16 protein-coding genes are annotated in these 17341 nt (G+C 53.3%); 13 read left to right on the top strand and 3 right to left on the bottom strand.

The genetic code is table 11. The features are described 5' to 3' along the window. Positions 1–51: 51 nt before the first annotated feature. The 12 genes from rpsD (at position 52) to ACFPMF_RS14300 (ending at position 14332) form a co-directional block, all read left to right on the top strand. A complete protein-coding gene (gene rpsD / locus ACFPMF_RS14355) occupies positions 52–657 on the top strand; it encodes a 30S ribosomal protein S4 (RefSeq protein WP_379846153.1) in 606 nt (201 codons plus the stop codon). Between the two features lie 108 nt (positions 658–765). Continuing rightward, entirely contained in the window at positions 766–1755 is a 990-nt protein-coding gene (locus ACFPMF_RS14350; protein ID WP_379846150.1) for a DNA-directed RNA polymerase subunit alpha, read from the top strand. 73 nt (positions 1756–1828) lie between these two features. Beyond that, complete coding sequence (gene rplQ, locus ACFPMF_RS14345; protein ID WP_379846147.1) at positions 1829–2515, top strand: 50S ribosomal protein L17; 687 nt, start codon at positions 1829–1831, stop codon at positions 2513–2515. Positions 2516–2609: 94 nt separating this feature from the next. Next, on the top strand, positions 2610–3725 hold the full coding sequence (gene carA / locus ACFPMF_RS14340) for a glutamine-hydrolyzing carbamoyl-phosphate synthase small subunit (protein WP_379846145.1): 1116 nt from the start codon (positions 2610–2612) through the stop codon (positions 3723–3725). 97 nt (positions 3726–3822) lie between these two features. After that, positions 3823–5019: an acetyltransferase domain-containing protein gene (locus ACFPMF_RS14335; RefSeq protein ID WP_379846142.1), complete on the top strand. Its 1197-nt coding sequence runs from the start codon at positions 3823–3825 to the stop codon at positions 5017–5019. 236 nt (positions 5020–5255) lie between these two features. Continuing rightward, the gene (eno, locus tag ACFPMF_RS14330; protein ID WP_379846140.1) at positions 5256–6533 is read left to right on the top strand and encodes a phosphopyruvate hydratase; all 1278 of its coding nucleotides are present in this window, start codon (positions 5256–5258) and stop codon (positions 6531–6533) included. Positions 6534–6596: 63 nt separating this feature from the next. Then, the gene (locus ACFPMF_RS14325; RefSeq protein WP_379846137.1) at positions 6597–6908 is read left to right on the top strand and encodes an FtsB family cell division protein; all 312 of its coding nucleotides are present in this window, start codon (positions 6597–6599) and stop codon (positions 6906–6908) included. A gap of 27 nt (positions 6909–6935) precedes the next feature. Continuing rightward, positions 6936–7463: a low molecular weight protein-tyrosine-phosphatase gene (locus ACFPMF_RS14320; protein ID WP_379846135.1), complete on the top strand. Its 528-nt coding sequence runs from the start codon at positions 6936–6938 to the stop codon at positions 7461–7463. A gap of 181 nt (positions 7464–7644) precedes the next feature. After that, the gene (locus tag ACFPMF_RS14315) at positions 7645–8595 is read left to right on the top strand and encodes a UTP--glucose-1-phosphate uridylyltransferase (RefSeq protein WP_379846132.1); all 951 of its coding nucleotides are present in this window, start codon (positions 7645–7647) and stop codon (positions 8593–8595) included. A 3-nt stretch (positions 8596–8598) separates the two neighbouring features. Continuing rightward, positions 8599–11934, top strand: a complete 3336-nt coding sequence (locus tag ACFPMF_RS14310) for a UTP--glucose-1-phosphate uridylyltransferase (RefSeq protein ID WP_379846130.1) — start codon at positions 8599–8601, stop codon at positions 11932–11934. Positions 11935–12112: 178 nt separating this feature from the next. Then, the gene (gene gpmI / locus ACFPMF_RS14305; RefSeq protein ID WP_379846128.1) at positions 12113–13648 is read left to right on the top strand and encodes a 2,3-bisphosphoglycerate-independent phosphoglycerate mutase; all 1536 of its coding nucleotides are present in this window, start codon (positions 12113–12115) and stop codon (positions 13646–13648) included. Positions 13649–13783: 135 nt separating this feature from the next. Then, positions 13784–14332, top strand: a complete 549-nt coding sequence (locus tag ACFPMF_RS14300) for a hypothetical protein (RefSeq protein WP_379846125.1) — start codon at positions 13784–13786, stop codon at positions 14330–14332. Between the two features lie 67 nt (positions 14333–14399). On the opposite strand, the gene ACFPMF_RS14295 is transcribed toward ACFPMF_RS14300, so the two are convergent. The 3 genes from ACFPMF_RS14295 to ACFPMF_RS14285 all read right to left on the bottom strand — a co-directional run bounded on the left by ACFPMF_RS14295 (position 14400) and on the right by ACFPMF_RS14285 (position 16303). After that, a complete protein-coding gene (locus ACFPMF_RS14295) occupies positions 14400–15203 on the bottom strand; it encodes a TPM domain-containing protein (RefSeq protein ID WP_379846122.1) in 804 nt (267 codons plus the stop codon). Then, positions 15204–15638: a TPM domain-containing protein gene (locus ACFPMF_RS14290; protein WP_379846120.1), complete on the bottom strand. Its 435-nt coding sequence runs from the start codon at positions 15636–15638 to the stop codon at positions 15204–15206. 83 nt (positions 15639–15721) lie between these two features. Continuing rightward, the gene (locus ACFPMF_RS14285; RefSeq protein WP_379846117.1) at positions 15722–16303 is read right to left on the bottom strand and encodes a LemA family protein; all 582 of its coding nucleotides are present in this window, start codon (positions 16301–16303) and stop codon (positions 15722–15724) included. Positions 16304–16533: 230 nt separating this feature from the next. On the opposite strand from ACFPMF_RS14285, the gene ACFPMF_RS14280 reads away from it, so the two are divergent. Next, positions 16534–17322, top strand: a complete 789-nt coding sequence (locus tag ACFPMF_RS14280) for an SDR family oxidoreductase (RefSeq protein ID WP_379846114.1) — start codon at positions 16534–16536, stop codon at positions 17320–17322. The last annotated feature ends 19 nt before the right edge of the window (positions 17323–17341 follow it).

Here is a 17341-nt window from a genome sequence, read left to right as displayed (position 1 = left end):
GGCAGGTGACATTGAGTTGTGTCTGTTCATATCTATTCATTTTTCGTTACAATGGCAAGATATACCGGCCCCAAGGCCAAAATCTCCCGCAAGTTTGGCGAGCCGATCCTCGGCCCCAGCAAAGCGCTACAAAAGAAAGCGTATGGCCCCGGTCAGCATGGACGTGGTCGCAAACGGAAACAGTCAGAATATGCTGTTCAGTTGCAGGAAAAACAAAAAGTAAAATATATTTACGGTATTCTGGAGCGGCAATTCCGCGGACTGTTCCACCGGGCCGTTGTGAAGCAGGGAATCACGGGTGAAAACCTGCTGAAATTCTGCGAAGCTCGTCTGGATAATACAGTTTATCGGCTGGGCATTGCCCCAACCCGTCGGGCCGCTCGTCAATTGGTATCCCACAAACACATTGCCGTCGATGGCGAAGTGGTCAATATAGCTTCCTACTCCCTGAAACCGGGTCAGCTGATCAGTGTTCGGGAAAAGTCGAAATCACTGGAAGCCATTTCGGCCAGCCTGACAACCCGCAACGCGAAGCGTTACAACTGGCTGGAATGGGATCAGCAACAACTGCAGGGGGTGTTCACCAACTACCCCGAGCGTGATCAGATTCCTGAGAACGTCAACGAGCAGTTAGTTGTCGAATTGTATTCTAAATAACAGTTTACGGTTTACGGTTTATTGTTTATGGTGGTTAAGTAAAGCAACCTTAAACAGTAAACCGTAAATGATAAACTACTTTTTTTGAACTGTTAACAACATAATCGTATGTCAATATTAGCGTTCCAAATGCCCGATAAAGTTGTCATGGAGCGAGCTGACGACTTTCACGGGTTGTTTGAGTTCAAGCCACTCGAAAAGGGCTATGGCGTGACCATAGGGAATGCGTTGCGGAGAATTCTGCTGTCGTCGCTGGAAGGCTATGCCATTACTAGCGTACGATTTCCAGGCGTACTGCACGAATTCTCGTCCATTGAAGGCGTTGTTGAAGACGTAACCGAAATTATTCTGAACCTGAAAATGGTTCGGTTTAAGAAAGTTTCGGACATGGTCGACAACAAAATTACCGTTACGATCAAAAATCAATCGGTTTTAAAAGCCGGAGATATATCAAAATTCACCGCATCGTTCGAAGTGCTGAATCCAGACCTGGAGATCTGCCACATTGACGATACGCGTGAACTGGAAATGGAAATTCACGTGGAGAAAGGTCGGGGCTATGTACCCGCCGACGAACCACGCGCCAACGAATTGCCGTTCGGACATATTCCGATCGATGCCATTTATACCCCGATCAAGAACGTTCGGTACAGCGTGGAAAACACGCGGGTTGAGCAAAAAACCGACTATGAGCGGTTGTTGCTAGATATTGAAACCGACGGCTCGATTCACCCGGAAGAAGCCCTGAAAGGCGCGGCTACCATCCTGATTCAACACTTCATGCTGTTCTCGGATCAAACGATGACGTTTGAAACCGCAAAAGCTGAAGAGGATAACGTGGTGGACGAAGAGATGCTGCACATGCGGAAGTTGCTGAAAACTCCGCTGGCCGATCTCGATTTGTCCGTACGGGCGTACAACTGTTTGAAATCCGCCGATGTTAAATCACTGGGCGATCTGGTGAAACTGGAGATTTCGGACATGATGAAATTTAGAAACTTCGGTAAGAAGTCGCTGACTGAGTTGGAGCAGTTGGTGGCCGAAAAGAATTTGACTTTCGGCATGGACATTAGTAAATACAGATTAGACGAGGACTGATACCATGAGACACGGTAAAAAGCATAATCACCTCGGCAGGACCCATTCCCACCGGACGGCAATGCTGTCAAATATGGCATCCTCGCTGATTCTGAGCAAACGCATCGAAACGACGGTTGCCAAAGCCAAAGAATTGCGGAAGTACGTTGAGCCGCTGTTGACGCGCGCCAAAGAAGATTCGTACCAGAACCGCCGGGTTCTTTTCTCGTACCTCCAGAACAAGGAGACGATGAAAGAACTGTTCAATGTCGTATCCGACAAGATTTCGAATCGGCCCGGAGGGTATACGCGGATCATCAAGCTGGGCAACCGGTTGGGCGATAACGCGGAAACCTGCATCATCGAGCTGGTTGACTTCAACGAAACGCTGTTGAATGCCGCCGAAGAGCAGAAATCAACCCGGACTCGTCGGAGCCGTCGGGGCGGTGCCCGGAAAGCGGACGAAACGACTGCCGAAGTCGTGGAAACCAAAACGGAAGCTCCGGCTGCTGAAGCCGCTCCGGCCGCTGATGATCTGGCGCTGGTAGAAGGTATCGGTCCGAAAATTGCCGAAGCCCTGACCGCAGCGGGCATCACGACTTTTGCCCAACTGGCTGACGCAACGCCGGAAGCCATCCGCGAAATTCTGGATAACGCTGGTTCGCAATTTGCCGCTCACGACCCCGGAACGTGGCCCCAGCAGGCTGCTCTGGCCCGTGATGGTAAATTTGATGAATTGAAAGCTTTGCAGGATGAACTAAATGGCGGTCGCCCGAGTTAATTAGTCATTGTGAAGAACGAACTCAAATAATATACAGAGGGTTAACCGTAACGGGTTAACCCTTTTTTTTAACTGAATAACTCCAGTGCAATTCATGAAACAGGTTCAGCAGCCAGCGGCTTTACTGGTTTTGAAAGATGGTTCGGTGTTCAAGGGAACGGCTCTCGGTAAAATTGGAACGGCAGGCGGTGAAATATGCTTCAATACCGGCATGACCGGCTACCAGGAAATTTATACTGATCCTTCGTACTACGGTCAGGTGATCGTTAATACAACCTCACACATCGGGAACTACGGTATTCAGTACCGGGACGAAGAGGAGTCAGGGAGTGTCAAAATCAGGGGGATGGTCTGCAATTTCTTTTCCCAGATTCACTCACGACACACGGCGGACGAGTCGTTGCAGGATTATTTTGAGAAGGCAAACATTGTCGGCATCAGCGGGATCGACACGCGTCAGGTGGTTCGCCACATCCGCGACAAGGGCGTAATGAACTGCATCATTTCGTCCGAAATTCTGGACCCGGCGGTTTTGCTCGACCGGTTGCATCGAATTCCCGATATGGAAGGATTGGAACTTTCGTCGGAAGTCAGCACGAAAACGATTTACGAAGTGGGCGATCCGAACCAGTCGGCGTTTAAAGTGGCCGTGCTGGACCTGGGCATCAAGAAAAGCATTCTGAACAACCTCGCCGGACGGGGCGCCCATTGCCGGGTTTTTCCGGCCAAAACGCCGTTTGAAGAAATCAACGCCTGGAGCCCGGACGGATACTTCATCTCCAACGGCCCCGGTGACCCGGCGGCTATGCCGTATGCCGTTGAAACCGTGAAACAGGCGCTGGAAACCGACAAACCGTTGTTCGGGATTTGTCTGGGTCACCAGATTCTGTCGCTCGCCAGCGGCATTAACACCTATAAAATGCACAACGGGCACCGTGGGCTGAATCACCCGGTGAAGAATCTGATTACGGGTCGTTGCGAAGTAACTTCCCAGAATCACGGGTTTGCGGTCATTGCCGACCAGGTGATGGAAAACCGGGATGTAGAACTGACACACGTGAATTTGAACGATAAAACCATCGAAGGAATCCGGCGGAAAGATCGTCCGGCTTTTTCGGTGCAGTATCACCCCGAAGCGTCGCCGGGCCCGCACGACTCCCGGTACCTGTTCGACGACTTTGTCAAGTTGATTGAATCGGAAGCGAAATAACCTGAAAACCGGCCGAAAGGCCGGTTTTTTTATGCCTTTTGCAACGGAACATCTTCATTTTAAAGCTAAATTGTCAATGAAATGAAGCGTTCTTCCAATGACTACCATCTCCCCCCTTCCGCTGAATCGTGCCGCCACTCGTATCCTGAGCATCGATGTGGTGCGGGGCATCGTCATGGTGATCATGGCGCTGGACCACACGCGTGAATTCACCCACAAAAACGGTTTTTTCTACAACGCAACGGATTTAACGACCGCGACCCCCGGTATTTTCCTGAGCCGCTGGGTAACCCATTTCTGCGCGCCGACGTTTGTCTTTCTGTCCGGGGTGTCGGCCTTTCTGATGAGTCGAAAAATGACCAAACCGCAGCTCAGCATTTTTCTGCTCACCCGCGGTTTATGGCTCATGTTGCTGGGAATAACCGTTGTGAACTTCGTCATGTGGTTTGATATCACCTTTTCGGTGATTGCCCTGGAAGTCATCTGGGCAACGGGGCTCGGCATGGTGGTGTTAAGCGGTTTGCTGTTTCTGCCCCACCGCCTGCTGCTAATGCTCGGGCTGTTGATTGTATTCGGGCATAACGCGCTGGATGGCATTTCGTTTCCGCCGGGAACGGTGGCTGATGTCTTGTGGTCGATGGTACACCGGCCCAATTTCATTCCCGTAACGCCCCGGTTCACGCTCTTGATTCTATACCCGGTTTTAGCCTGGATCGGCATCCTCATTTTGGGCTACTGCCTGGGCGAGTTGTACGGAAAATCGTTCGACAGTCAAACCCGGCGGCACTGGCTGGTGCGCCTTGGCCTGAGTGCGATCGGCGTTTTCTTCCTGCTTCGGGCGTTGAATGTCTACGGCGACCCCGTGCCCTGGTCGGTTCAGAAAACGCCGTTCTATACGGTTTTTTCCTTTTTTAACGTAACAAAATACCCCCCCTCGCTGCTTTTTACGCTCATCACCCTGGGACCGGGCCTGTTGCTGTTAAGCTGGCTGGAAAAGCAGCAGGTAAAATGGAAGGATTTTTTCGTGGTGTACGGCCGGGTCCCGCTTTTCTATTTTGTGGTCCATTTCCTGCTGGTTCACACCCTGGCTGTGCTGCTGTTGCTGGCCGACGGCGTTCCGTGGTCGCAAATCAACTTTCAGAACCGGACGGGGGGGATGATGCCGGACCACGGTTTGCCCCTGGAAGCGGTTTATCTGGTTTGGATCGGCGTTGTATTGGTCATGTACCCCCTTTGCAAATGGTATGGCCGTCTTAAAAGCCGCAGCCGCAGCCCAATCTGGAGTTACCTTTAACCGGCGGGGTGGTGGCTAGTCAATCCGGCGCTGGGGACTAAGGGCGTAACAGCGAATCGCTTAATTCAGGGCCGACGCCCCGGGAACCGAAAAAAATCATTTACTTTGTAGGGCAAAAATTGTGCGATATCTTTTTGGCGACGGATGAATGGTCAATGAATCATGTGAACTGTTCCCCTTATACGTTTCATCCCTTCGGGGCCTTAGTTTAAAATAACAACCAATTCTTAGACACAATGAGTATTATTCAGTCCATTCATGCCAGACAGATTCTGGATTCGAGAGGCAATCCAACGGTGGAAGTCGATGTTCGTACCGAAAACGGTTTTCTGGGTCGGGCGGCTGTTCCTTCAGGGGCATCGACCGGTTCGCACGAAGCGGTTGAGCTGCGCGACGACGATCCGAAGCGGTACGTCGGCAAGGGTGTTTTGCGGGCGGTTCAGAATGTCAATGAACTGATCTTCCCGGAACTGGTCGGAAGCTCGGTTTTCGATCAGACCATGATCGACCGGATTATGATTGAACTGGATGGTACCGCCAATAAAGGCCGTCTGGGGGCCAATGCCATTCTGGGCGTGTCGATGGCAATTGCCAAAGCGGCTGCGCAGGAAGCTGGTTTGCCGTTGTACCGCTACATTGGCGGGGTGAACGCCAACACGCTGCCCGTGCCGATGATGAACATCCTGAATGGGGGTAGCCACGCGGATAACTCGATTGACTTCCAGGAGTTCATGGTAATGCCGGTGGGTGCACCGACCTTCTCGGAAGCCCTGCGCTGGGGAACGGAAGTGTTCCACTCGCTGAAAAAGGTATTGAAAGGCAAAGGCATGTCCACCAACGTCGGGGACGAAGGCGGTTTTGCCCCGAACATTCCGTCGAACGAAGAAGCCATTCAGATCATTCTGCAGGCTATCGACAAAGCCGGATACCGGGCCGGTCAGGATATTTACATCGCGATGGATGCCGCTGCTTCGGAATTTTACGATGCCGAAACCGGAACCTATCATTTCAAAAAATCGACCGGCGACCGGCTCAGCTCGTCCGAAATGGCGAATTACTGGAAAGAATGGGTGGAAAAATACCCGATCATTTCCATCGAAGATGGTATGGCCGAAGACGACTGGAGCGGCTGGAAAGAGCAAACCGAACTGATTGGCAAGAAAACCCAGCTCGTGGGGGATGATCTGTTCGTGACCAATGTAACGCGTTTGCAGCAAGGTATCGACCAGGGCATTGCCAATGCGGTTCTGGTGAAAGTGAACCAGATCGGTTCGCTGACGGAAACGATCAATACCGTCAACCTGGCGAAACGCAATTCCTACAAAAACATCATGTCGCACCGCTCCGGCGAAACCGAAGATGCGACGATTGCCGATCTGGCCGTTGCGTTGAACACCGGGCAGATTAAAACCGGTTCGGCTTCGCGTTCCGACCGGATGGCGAAATACAACCAGTTGCTCCGCATCGAAGAGGAACTGGGCGAAACCGCCTATTTTCCCGGCATCAAAATGTAATTCAATCGCCCCCAATCGACCCTGGTTGGGGGCTTTTTTGGTTTTCAGTCAGCCTTTTATCCCATGTTCAACAAAATCTTGCGAATCGCCAAAAACTTCTACGTCGCCACCGGGGTCGGGTTGCTCATCTGGATGGCTTTTTTTGATGCCAACGACATCATTTCGCAGTTTAACAACAGCCGGAAACTGAGCGATCTGGAAACGGATCTGATTTATTACGACGAAAAAATCCAGGAAGTCGAGGAGCAGCGGAAGGCCTTGCTGGGCAGCCCTCGTTTACAGGAAAAATACGCCCGCGAGAACTACCTCATGAAAAAACCGAACGAGGATGTTTACGTGCTGGTCGACGAGAAAAACGAACCCATTGAAAAGTAAAGCTGGGCGTGCCCATCATTCATCGTTATGATTAACGTGCTGTTCGTCTGTCTAGGCAATATTTGCCGGTCGCCCCTGGCGGAAGGCATTTTTCGGGAGTTAGTCAAAGAGCGCGGGCTGGAAGCGTCGATTCAATGCGACTCCGCCGGAACGTCGTCTTACCACATCGGCGACCTGCCCGACCGGCGGACCCGCGAAAATGCCCTCGAACACGGAATTACACTTACCCACCGCGCCCGTAAGCTGTCGGGCGAGGATCTGTCGCTGTTCGACCTTTTGGTGGCGATGGATGAATCAAATTACGAAGCCATTCAATATTTCAGCCACCGCAGCACGGGCCTTTACAGCGAAGAAAATACGGTTTTACTGCGCGAGTTCGACCCGCAGCCCGATTCCGGGCCGGGTGGTCTGAATGTTCCTGACCCCTACTATGAAGACGCTGCGGTTTTTGAACAGGTCTACCAGATTGTATCCCGCTGCTGTGTCAATCTGCTGAATTACCTGATCGAACAATACGCGCTAAAACCGCAATCGGAAGACCAGAAAGAAGCCTGATTTTGGCTCCTTAAGCGGCTGTTTAGGCCGTATTTATTCCATTTTGCGATGTCGCATGGCGGTTTTACGCGGAGCCAGCGGCTTTTCGTTTTAGTCTGACAATTTTCTGTCGATTGGCACCGTCTGGCAATTCTTTTGCGCGAATTACAAAACGATATATTCTTCCAACCAGTCAGCGTACATGATGAAAATTAAAAAAGCCGTGATCACGGCGGCCGCCCGGGGTGAGCGACTGTATCCGGTTGCCGATACCATCCAAAAAGCCATGTTGCCGGTGATCGACACCGACGGTTTGCACAAACCGGTCATCCAGATTATTGCCGAAGAAGCCTTTGACAGCGGCATCGAAGAACTGTGCGTGGTTTGTGCGCCCGGCGACGGTGAGCGGTACCTGAAAGCCTTCGCGTCGCTGCGCGACAATCTGTTCAACTCGTTTAAAGGGATTGACTGGGCCCGGAAAGAAGCCGAGAAAATCGATCATCTGATCAACCGGGTCCAGTTTGCGGAACAACGCGAACCGCTGGGCTACGGGCATGCGGTTTTTTGCGCGAAGGATTTTGTCGGCAACGAACCCTTTCTGTTGTTACTGGGTGATTATCTGTACGTTTCCAACCTCCGGCAGAAAAGCTGCGTGGCTCAGCTGATCGAACTGGCCTCGCAGGAAAACTGTTCGGTTTCGGCAGTGAACCCAACGATTGAACACCAGATCGGGCGCTACGGCACGCTCACCGGCAAGCAGGTTGCGAGCCAGTCCGGTGTGTACCAGATCGAAAAAATCATCGAAAAACCGCCCCTGAGCGTGGCCGAGCTTGAGCTGCAAACACCGGGCTTGCGGGCCGGGTATTACCTCTGCTTTTTCGGGATGCACGTTTTCACACCCACGATTTTCACGGTTCTTCAGAAATACATTGACCAGAACAGCAGCAACATTTTACTGACGCCCGCGTTGCAGGAACTGGCCGAAATCGAAAACTACCTGGCCCTGGAGGTCAAAGGAAACCGCTACGATTTGAGTCGACGGCACGGGCTGCTGCGGGCGCAGATTGCGCTGGGACTGGCGGGCGACGCCCACGGTGAAATCTTATCAACCCTGGTCGAATTACTGGCCGAAGCCAACAGCCGAACCGTCTGATCCATGAATGTTTTTATAGAAACCATTACCTCGACAGATCCCGCCAAACGTAACCGCTCGTTTTACGAACTAAGTCGGCGGTTTTCGGCCAAAGAGCTGCTGGCAATGCTGCGGGAATTGGACGATTTTCGGAAATCGACGCCCAACCTGTACGATAAAGTCCGGGCTATTCTTTTTCTCTACGCGGGTTTCCGGTTTTTCTTGATGGAGTCGCCTGAAATACCGACCACCGGGAAAATTCCGTACGCCGGTTTTGAGGATTTGCTCTCACGCCGTTTCGAACAGGCCATTGCCACGCTCTGGCAGGAAGTTGACAAGCAAGGCCCGAATGCAGCTCTGTTCAGTGGCCTGGCCGAAAGTTACCACCATCTGTCGTTCCAGATTCTGGCGGGACAGGTGCGCAAAAGTGTGCGTTCGAGCAAAGGAAATCAGTGGATGTTCCGGGTCGGCCACCGCGAGGAGCATCCGATCCGGATTCATGCGGCCTTGCTGAAACGGCCCGAAGGGTCGCTTTTTTACCCGATTCTGCACGAACAGACGTCGGTGCGGATGGACCTGACGCATAGTGGCTGGTCGGATATTTTCTTTCTCGGAATGGATTACCCGGAAGGCGCGCGGGTAATCAATATTTCCATCGATCTGGGCGTTTTCGGCCGGGATGCCGACATTCGCCCGCCCTTGAATTGTTACGTTCGGGTTATCCCGGACCCGGTTCTGCGCCTGACGAGTATCGACCTGAACACGACCAAAGACATCGATGATTTAGCGGATCTGTTCAATTTCGGAAACGATTACCTGAGTCTGGTCAAAGCCGGGGTCATTGCTTCCGGCTTGATTCCGCCTTCGTTTGAAGGCACGAACCAGTCGCTGCCGGATATTCTGTCGCGCATTGTCGCGCCGGGCATGGGCATCGAACTGGTTACTAAAGTCAATGACATTCCGAAAGGCTCGCGGTTTGCGGTTTCGACGAATTTGCTGGGCTCTATCATCAGCCTGCTCATGCGGGCGACCGGTCAGACCCAAACGCTGGAAGGCGGTTTGCAGGAAAGCGAACGGCGGCTGGTGGCTTCGCGGGCTATTCTCGGCGAGTGGATTGGCGGTTCGGGCGGAGGCTGGCAGGATTCCGGCGGGGTTTGGCCCGGCATCAAAGCCATTCAGGGCACGTTCGCGCAGGAAGGCGATCCCGAAGCGGGTATCAGCCGCGGAACGCTCTTGCCGCGTCACCGGGTCTTGCAGGGGGAGGACATTCACCCGGAAATGGGTGAGAAAATCATGCGTTCGCTGGTGCTGATGCACGGCGGGATGGCGTCCAACGTGGGGCCGATTCTGGAAATGGTGACCGAAAAATACCTGCTCCGGGGCGAGAAAGAATGGCAGGGGCGGCAACAGACCAACCAGATTTTCGATAACATCCTGGCTGCGATTCGGGAAGGCGATATCCGGAAACTGGGTGCCAATACGGCCCGCAACTGGGAAGGGCCGATCAAAACGATCATTCCCTGGGCGTCGACCTATTTTACCGAACAGATTATTGCCAGGGCTCAAAAAGAGTTTGGCGCCGATTACTACGGTTTTCTGATGCTCGGTGGAATGTCGGGGGGCGGCATGGGCATGTTTGTCAATCCGGCCGGCTACGAGGAGTATAAGATGAAGGTACTGGAGATTCTGCGGAAAACGAAAGCGGAGTTGTCGGCCTCGCTGCCGTTTGCGATGGAACCGGTGGTCTACAACTGGAGCATCAACCACAAAGGCTCCTGGGCGAACCTGAAAGAAGGGACCGACGCGCTGATGCCGGAGCAGTATTACGGCATTCACGTCTCGGAGCTGGTCCGGAAAGATCCGGCTTCGATTTCGTACATCCGGCGGGCCGAAATGGACGTATTTACGACGTATTGCGAAAAAAATAACCTGGCGTATCCGCTCCTGCGCACGATCATCAGCAACCTGTTCAAGGTGTCGGACCCGACGTCGCAGACTAACCGGGGGGGCGAAAACGAAAAGGCCGAACGGATCAAGAAGCAAAATGGGTTCGACTACATCCAGCACGAGGAGATTCGGGAAGATTTGCAGAAAGGCCGCATCGGGCTATCGCGTAACCGTCTGCCGGCCGAAACCAGCATCGATGACGTGCAACCGGGTGATCTGGTGACGTATGAGGAACTGACCGCAGCCACGAAAACCGGTGAAGCGGCCATTCGGGCCGGAAAAGTGGCGGTTTTGAGCCTGGCCGCCGGGGTCGGCAGTCGCTGGACGAAGGGGGCCGGGGTGATCAAGGCCCTGAATCCGTTCGTGGAAATTGCCGGCAAACACCGGAGTTTTCTGGAGATTCACCTGGCGAAAAGCCGGAAAGTGGCGGAAAAGTACAACAGCCTGATTCTGCACCTGGTGGCAACGAGCTACCTGACGCACGAACCCATCCGGCAGACGCTGGCCGAAACCGGTAATTTCGGTTATTCGGGCGCGACGTACCTGTCGCCGGGTCGCTCGATCGGGCAGCGGTTTGTGCCGATGGAACGCGATTTGCGGTTTATGTGGGAAGAAATGCCCCAGGAGACGCTCGACGAAAACAAGCAGAAAGTGCGGGAAGCGGTTCGGCAGACGATGATTGGCTGGGCCAAATCAAAAGGCGAAGGCTCCGATTACGTCGATAACATTGCGGCCCAGCGGTTTTCTCCTTTGGGGCACTGGTACGAAGTTTCCAATATGCTCCGGAACGGGACACTGGCCCGCGTACTGGCCGAACACCCGGAAGTGGAAACGATCATGCTGCACAACATCGATACGCTGGGTGCGGATGTCGACCCGGCGGTGGTGGGGCATCACCTGGAATCGGGCAATATGCTGACGTTTGAAGTGGTGCCGCGCCGGATCGAGGACCGCGGGGGCGGTTTGACCCGCGTCAATGGCCACCTTCGCCTGCTGGAAGGACTGGCGCAACCCCGCGAGGAAGACGAACTGAACCTGAGTTATTACAACTCAAACACCACCTGGATTCAGGTCGATTCGTTGCTGGACTTGTTTGGCCTGACGCGGCAGGACTTGCAGGATGGGGACGAAGCCCGGCTGGCCAAAGCCGTACGGAGTGTGGCCCACCGCATTCCCACCTACGTGACGATCAAGGAGGTGAAATACCGCTGGGGACACGGCCAGGAAGATATTTATCCGGTAGCGCAGATTGAGAAACTCTGGAGCGATATGTCGGCCCTGACGGATGTTTCCTGTGGTTACATCGCCGTGCCCCGGATGCGCGGGCAGCAACTCAAAGACCCCGCCCAGCTCGATGCCTGGGTCACCGATGGCAGCAAGGATTACATTGCCGGCCTGGGGACGTTTGAATGATAGGCTGGATGAACTGGATGCTGGATGAGCTGGATACTCGATGGCCGATGGGTTTATTCCAATGTATCTTACAAATCAGCATCCAGTATCCAATTATCTAGCATCCAGTATCCAGACTTTAAGCCATCTTTAACCCTAGGATTGCGGCTTTTGCCGCTAATGTTGTTAATTTCGAAGCATGAATAAGAAAGTTATATTGATGATTCTGGACGGCTGGGGAATTGCCCGAAAGATCGATGTCTCGGCAATCGATGCCGCCAATACGCCCTTTGTGGATTCACTATATACGAAATACGCACACAGCCAGTTGGAAGCCTCCGGGTTGGCAGTTGGTTTGCCCGCCGGGCAGATGGGCAATTCGGAAGTGGGGCATATGAACCTGGGCGCGGGCCGGATTGTGTACCAGGATCTTGTCAAGATCAATCTGGCCGTTGAAGAGCATACACTCGATACGGAGCCGGTTTTGCTGGATGCGCTGAAGTATGCCAAAACCAACGGCAAGAACGTTCATTTTATCGGACTGGTTTCGGATGGCGGGGTTCACTCGCACATCGAACACCTCAAAGGATTGTGTACGGTGGCTCACCAGCAGGGGCTGACGGATGTGTTCATTCATGCGTTTACCGACGGACGTGATACCGATCCCAAAAGCGGATACGGTTTTATCGCTGATCTGGAAAATCATTTGAAAGCCACTACGGGGCGGATTGCCACGATTGTCGGGCGGTATTTTGCGATGGACCGCGATAATCGCTGGGAGCGCGTAAAACTGGCCTACGATGCGATGGTGAAAGGCATTGGCCACGAAAAATGTGAACAAGGCGGGGAATTGTCGGCGATTCATAAATCGTACGAAGAAGACGTAACCGACGAGTTCATTAAACCGATTATCGTTACGAATCCCGACGGAAGCCCGCTGACCACCATTCAGGACGGTGATGTGGTGCTTTGCTTCAATTTCCGGACGGATCGGGGCCGGGAAATTACGCTGGCGCTCAGCCAACGCGATTATCCGGAGCAGGATATGAAAAAACTGAATCTGTATTACGTCACGATGACCAATTACGACAACGATTTTGTGGGCGTGAAGGTCATTTACGACAAGGATAACCTGACCCAGACGCTCGGCGAAGTGGTATCGAAAGCCGGTCGGAAACAGATCCGGATTGCCGAAACCGAGAAGTATCCGCACGTCACGTTCTTCTTTTCCGGTGGCCGCGAGGAAGTTTTTGAGGGCGAAAGCCGGTTGTTGTGTCCGTCGCCAAAAGTAGCGACCTACGACCTGAAACCGGAAATGAGCGCGTTCGACATCCGCGACGCCATTATTCCGGAACTGGAACGGGAGCAGGTCGATTTTGTCTGCCTGAATTTTGCCAATACCGACATGGTGGGCCATACGGGCGTTTTTTCGGCGGTTGTGAAAGCTGCCGAAACCGTCGATCAGTGCGCGCAGGCGGTTATTACGACGGCCCTGGCGCACGGTTATACTACTATTGTGATTGCCGACCACGGCAACGCCGATTACATGATCAACGAGGACGGATCGCCCAATACGGCGCATACTACCAACCCGGTTCCGTGTATTCTGGTCGATGATCATTACCATCCGAAGCTGAACAATGGCGTGCTGGCCGACATTGCCCCGACGATTCTGCAATTGATGGGCATCGAACAACCCGCCGTCATGACTGGCCACAGTCTGATTGCGGGCTAAAAAGGGAAGAGACGAGAGACCATCATTAACCGTCTCTTTTCTCGACAAAAACTTTTCGGCTCGGGTTGGTGTTCGCCAACTGAGTAGTACTTTACTCCCCTGGCTCTAAAAAGTCAGGGGTATTTTTTGTCCAGGATGAAATACCGTTACGCATTTGTTCTGCTCCTGGGGATAGGCGCTTGCAGCAACCCCGCCAAAGAAGCCCCCGCCGGAACCTACTACGATTTGGAATCGTACCTGGAACAGCAGATCAGTCAGTTGAAGGCCCGGAACCCCACGGTTGTCAAACAGGCCGGTTTTGGCAAGGATCAGGAACAGCAGACCACGAAAGGAATCGACTGGAGCCGGGAACTGGATTTGTTTCTTCAGGCCGATATCAACAAACAGGCGTACCAGTCCAGTTATCAGAAAAACCGCCCGGATTCGCTGACGTACGAATACCGGCTGAAAGCGGGCGAGAATCTGCCGGTGCAGGTTTTGCGCGTTGAACTGGATTCGGTGACTCATCAGCCACGGTTGGTTAAAGCAACGCTGCGGACGAAAAATTCACTCTACGAATCGGAACGGAACCTCTGGCTGGAGAGTGAGCAGGGCGTGATCAAACGCTATCACATCGACGGTTTCCAGCGACTTGCCTGGCTGGACGAAAAGCGGTTTCTGATTGAAGGAGAACTGAAGGAGTGAATGAGTTAAGAATGAAGAGTTAAGAGTTGGCTGACGCATTCAACTCTTAACTCTTCATTCTTAACTCCTAATAATCTCCGCCGGCGCCACCACCGCCGAAGCTGCCCCCGCCGAAACCGCCGAAGCTGCTGCCTCCGCCACCTCCGCCCCAACTGCCGGACGAACTACCCCAGCCCGAGAACGTGGAGGTGGGGAAGGGAACCGGAAAGAAACCGCCCCCGCGGTTGCGGTTGTTGCCGCCCCCCCGGTTTCGGCTGATCCAGATGATGATGACGATGACCACGAAAATGATCAGGAAGAAAATAATGCCGTCGCCCACATCGCCCTCACCGGAGGCTTCGGCCTGGTATTCACCAGTGGCCCGCCGGATGATTTCGGTCGTCGCGTCGTCCAGACCGGCATACCATTCCTCGTTTTTGAAGTGGGGCACGATGATCTGACTGACAATGCGCTTGGCGATGGCGTCAGGAATGGCGCCTTCCAGCCCGTAGCCCGTGGCAATGAACACCTTGCGGGTCGAGGGTACCCAGGTCAGCACCAGGCCATTATTCTTGCCTTCCTGCCCGACCCCCCACTTTCGGCCCACCTGAAAACTGAAGTCGCCGATTGGGTAGGGATCCGTGGATTTGACAATCAGGATGACAATCTGCGTGGACGTTGAGTCGTTGTAGCGCCGTAATTTTTCTTCCAGTTGCGCCCGTTCATTCGGTTTCAGGATACCCACATAATCGTTCACCAGACGGGGTGGATTGGGTTTGTCCGGAATGACAGTATCCTGTCCGTAGGTTTGCAGGGAAAAAAACGCAACGAGAAGAATCAGCAGAATTCGAACCGGGAATGCAACGCGATATGTGACAACGCTATACTTCATTTAGTGTGAAATTTCGTCGGAAAGCTCGTTGGAGTCGTCCTCCAACCGGGGAAAAAACTGCCGCAATTGCTGTCCGGCCCGTTCGATGCCCTGACAAAAACCGGTGGTAAACTGACGTTGGCGAAAATTCTCGCGCATAATGTCTTTGGTGGTTTCCCAGAAATCTGCCGGAACCACCCGGTTGATGCCTTCGTCACCCAGCACGGCGAACTTCCGGTCGTCGGTGGCCAGATAAAACAGCACACCGTTGCGCTGGGCGGTTTGTTCCATACCCAACTGCCGGAAGACCTGCACGGCACGGTCCATGACGTTGGGCGTCGGGCAATGCTGTTCGAGGTGTACCCGGATTTCGCCCGACGTCTCCAGCTCAGCCGACCGAATCGCCTGAATAATCTGCTGCTGTTCCTCAGCCGTAAAAAGGTTAATTGCGGACATAAAAGGAGTTAAGAATTAAGAGTTAAAAATTAAAAGTAATGATGCGTCAGCCTACTTTTAATTTTTAACTCTTCACTTTTAACTTAAAATTGGACCGTTGGGGCACTTTGGGCGGCTTGCGAGGCTTCGAAGAAACCTTTGGGCGAGAAGCCGAAAATACCCGCGAAAATATTGGCCGGGAACGTCCGGACGGAAACGTTATAGTCTTTGACGGCGGCATTGAAGTCGTTCCGGGCCACGCTGATGCGGTTTTCGGTGCCTTCCAGCTGCGACTGCAATTCCGAGAAGTTCTGGGTGGCCTTCAACTGCGGATAGTTTTCCGAGACCGCCAGCAGACGCGACAGCGTCCCGCTTAACTGATCCTGCGCAGCCTGAAACTTTTGCACGTTTTCGGGCGTCAGCTGGTCTGGGTTCAGTTGAACACTGGTCGCTTTGGCCCGCGCTTCCATCACGGCGGTTAACGTACTTTTTTCAAAATTGGCGGCTCCTTTGACCGTATTGACCAGGTTCGGAACCAGGTCGGCCCGGCGTTGGTATTGTGTTTGGACCTGCGCCCATTTTTCGCCGACATTGGCGTCCTTACCAACGATGCCGTTATAGGTACTGCATCCGAAGAAACCAAAAATCAGAGCCAGAACGATGACAACAATAAGTCCTTTTGACATGGTAGTTATTCGATTGTTTGTTTGCAAATCTCGTTAAAAACCGGTTGATACCGCAAGAAATTACAGGATCGGATGCTTTTGACCAGAATCCCGTTGCCGGGGTTGATGACCGGAAAAGCACACGGATGGCCGGAAGAATCCCCATTAATAACTCGGTATACCAACCAATTGATTGGTAAATTAGTAAAAAAACGGCCGTAAAAAGGTTATTTCGTATAAACCATTCTGTTATGAATCTTTCGCTTCGCGGAAAAACCGCCATCGTCTGCGGCAGTACGCAGGGAATTGGTTACGCCACCGCTATTGAACTCGCATTGCTGGGCGCTCAGGTGACCTTACTGGCTCGAAATGAAGAAAAGCTCAAAGAAGCCGTTGCCTCGCTGGATACGCAACAGGGGCAGCACCACCAATACCGGGTGGCCGATTTTACGAAACCGGAGGAAGTCAAAACCGCCATCGATGCCTACCTGGCCGACTTCCCGGATGTTCATATCCTGATCAACAATACCGGCGGCCCGGCGGGTGGCCCACTGATCGATGCTCATCTGGACGCGTTCACCCAAACGTTTGCCGCGCATCTGTTGAACAACCAGCAACTGGTGCAGGCGGTTGTACCGTCGATGAAGCGGCTGGGCTATGGCCGGATTGTGAACATCATCTCGACCTCCGTCAAGCAGCCCATTGTCGGTTTGGGCGTCTCGAACACGATTCGTGGAGCGGTGGCGCAGTGGGCGAAAACGCTGTCGCTCGAAATCGCTAAAGATGGGATTACGGTTAATAATGTGCTGCCGGGATATACCAAAACCGCCCGACTGGAATCGACGCTGGAAAACCGCTCAAAAACGCAGCAGAAGCCGCAGGCGGAAATTGAAGCGCAGATGCAGGCCGAAATCCCGATCGGGCGGTTTATCGAACCGGCGGAAGTCGGGGCAGCCGTCGCGTTCCTCTGTACGCCCGCAGCCGCAGCCATCAACGGCATCAATGTGCCGGTGGATGGCGGGAAAACGGGAGGCCTATAAGCCGGGATTCGGTGTAGGT

Source organism: Larkinella bovis (assembly GCF_042655385.1).
GTDB lineage: Bacteria > Bacteroidota > Bacteroidia > Cytophagales > Spirosomataceae > Larkinella > Larkinella bovis.
Note: the sequence above shows the minus strand (reverse complement) of the source record. Positions and strands in the feature narration are given on the sequence as shown.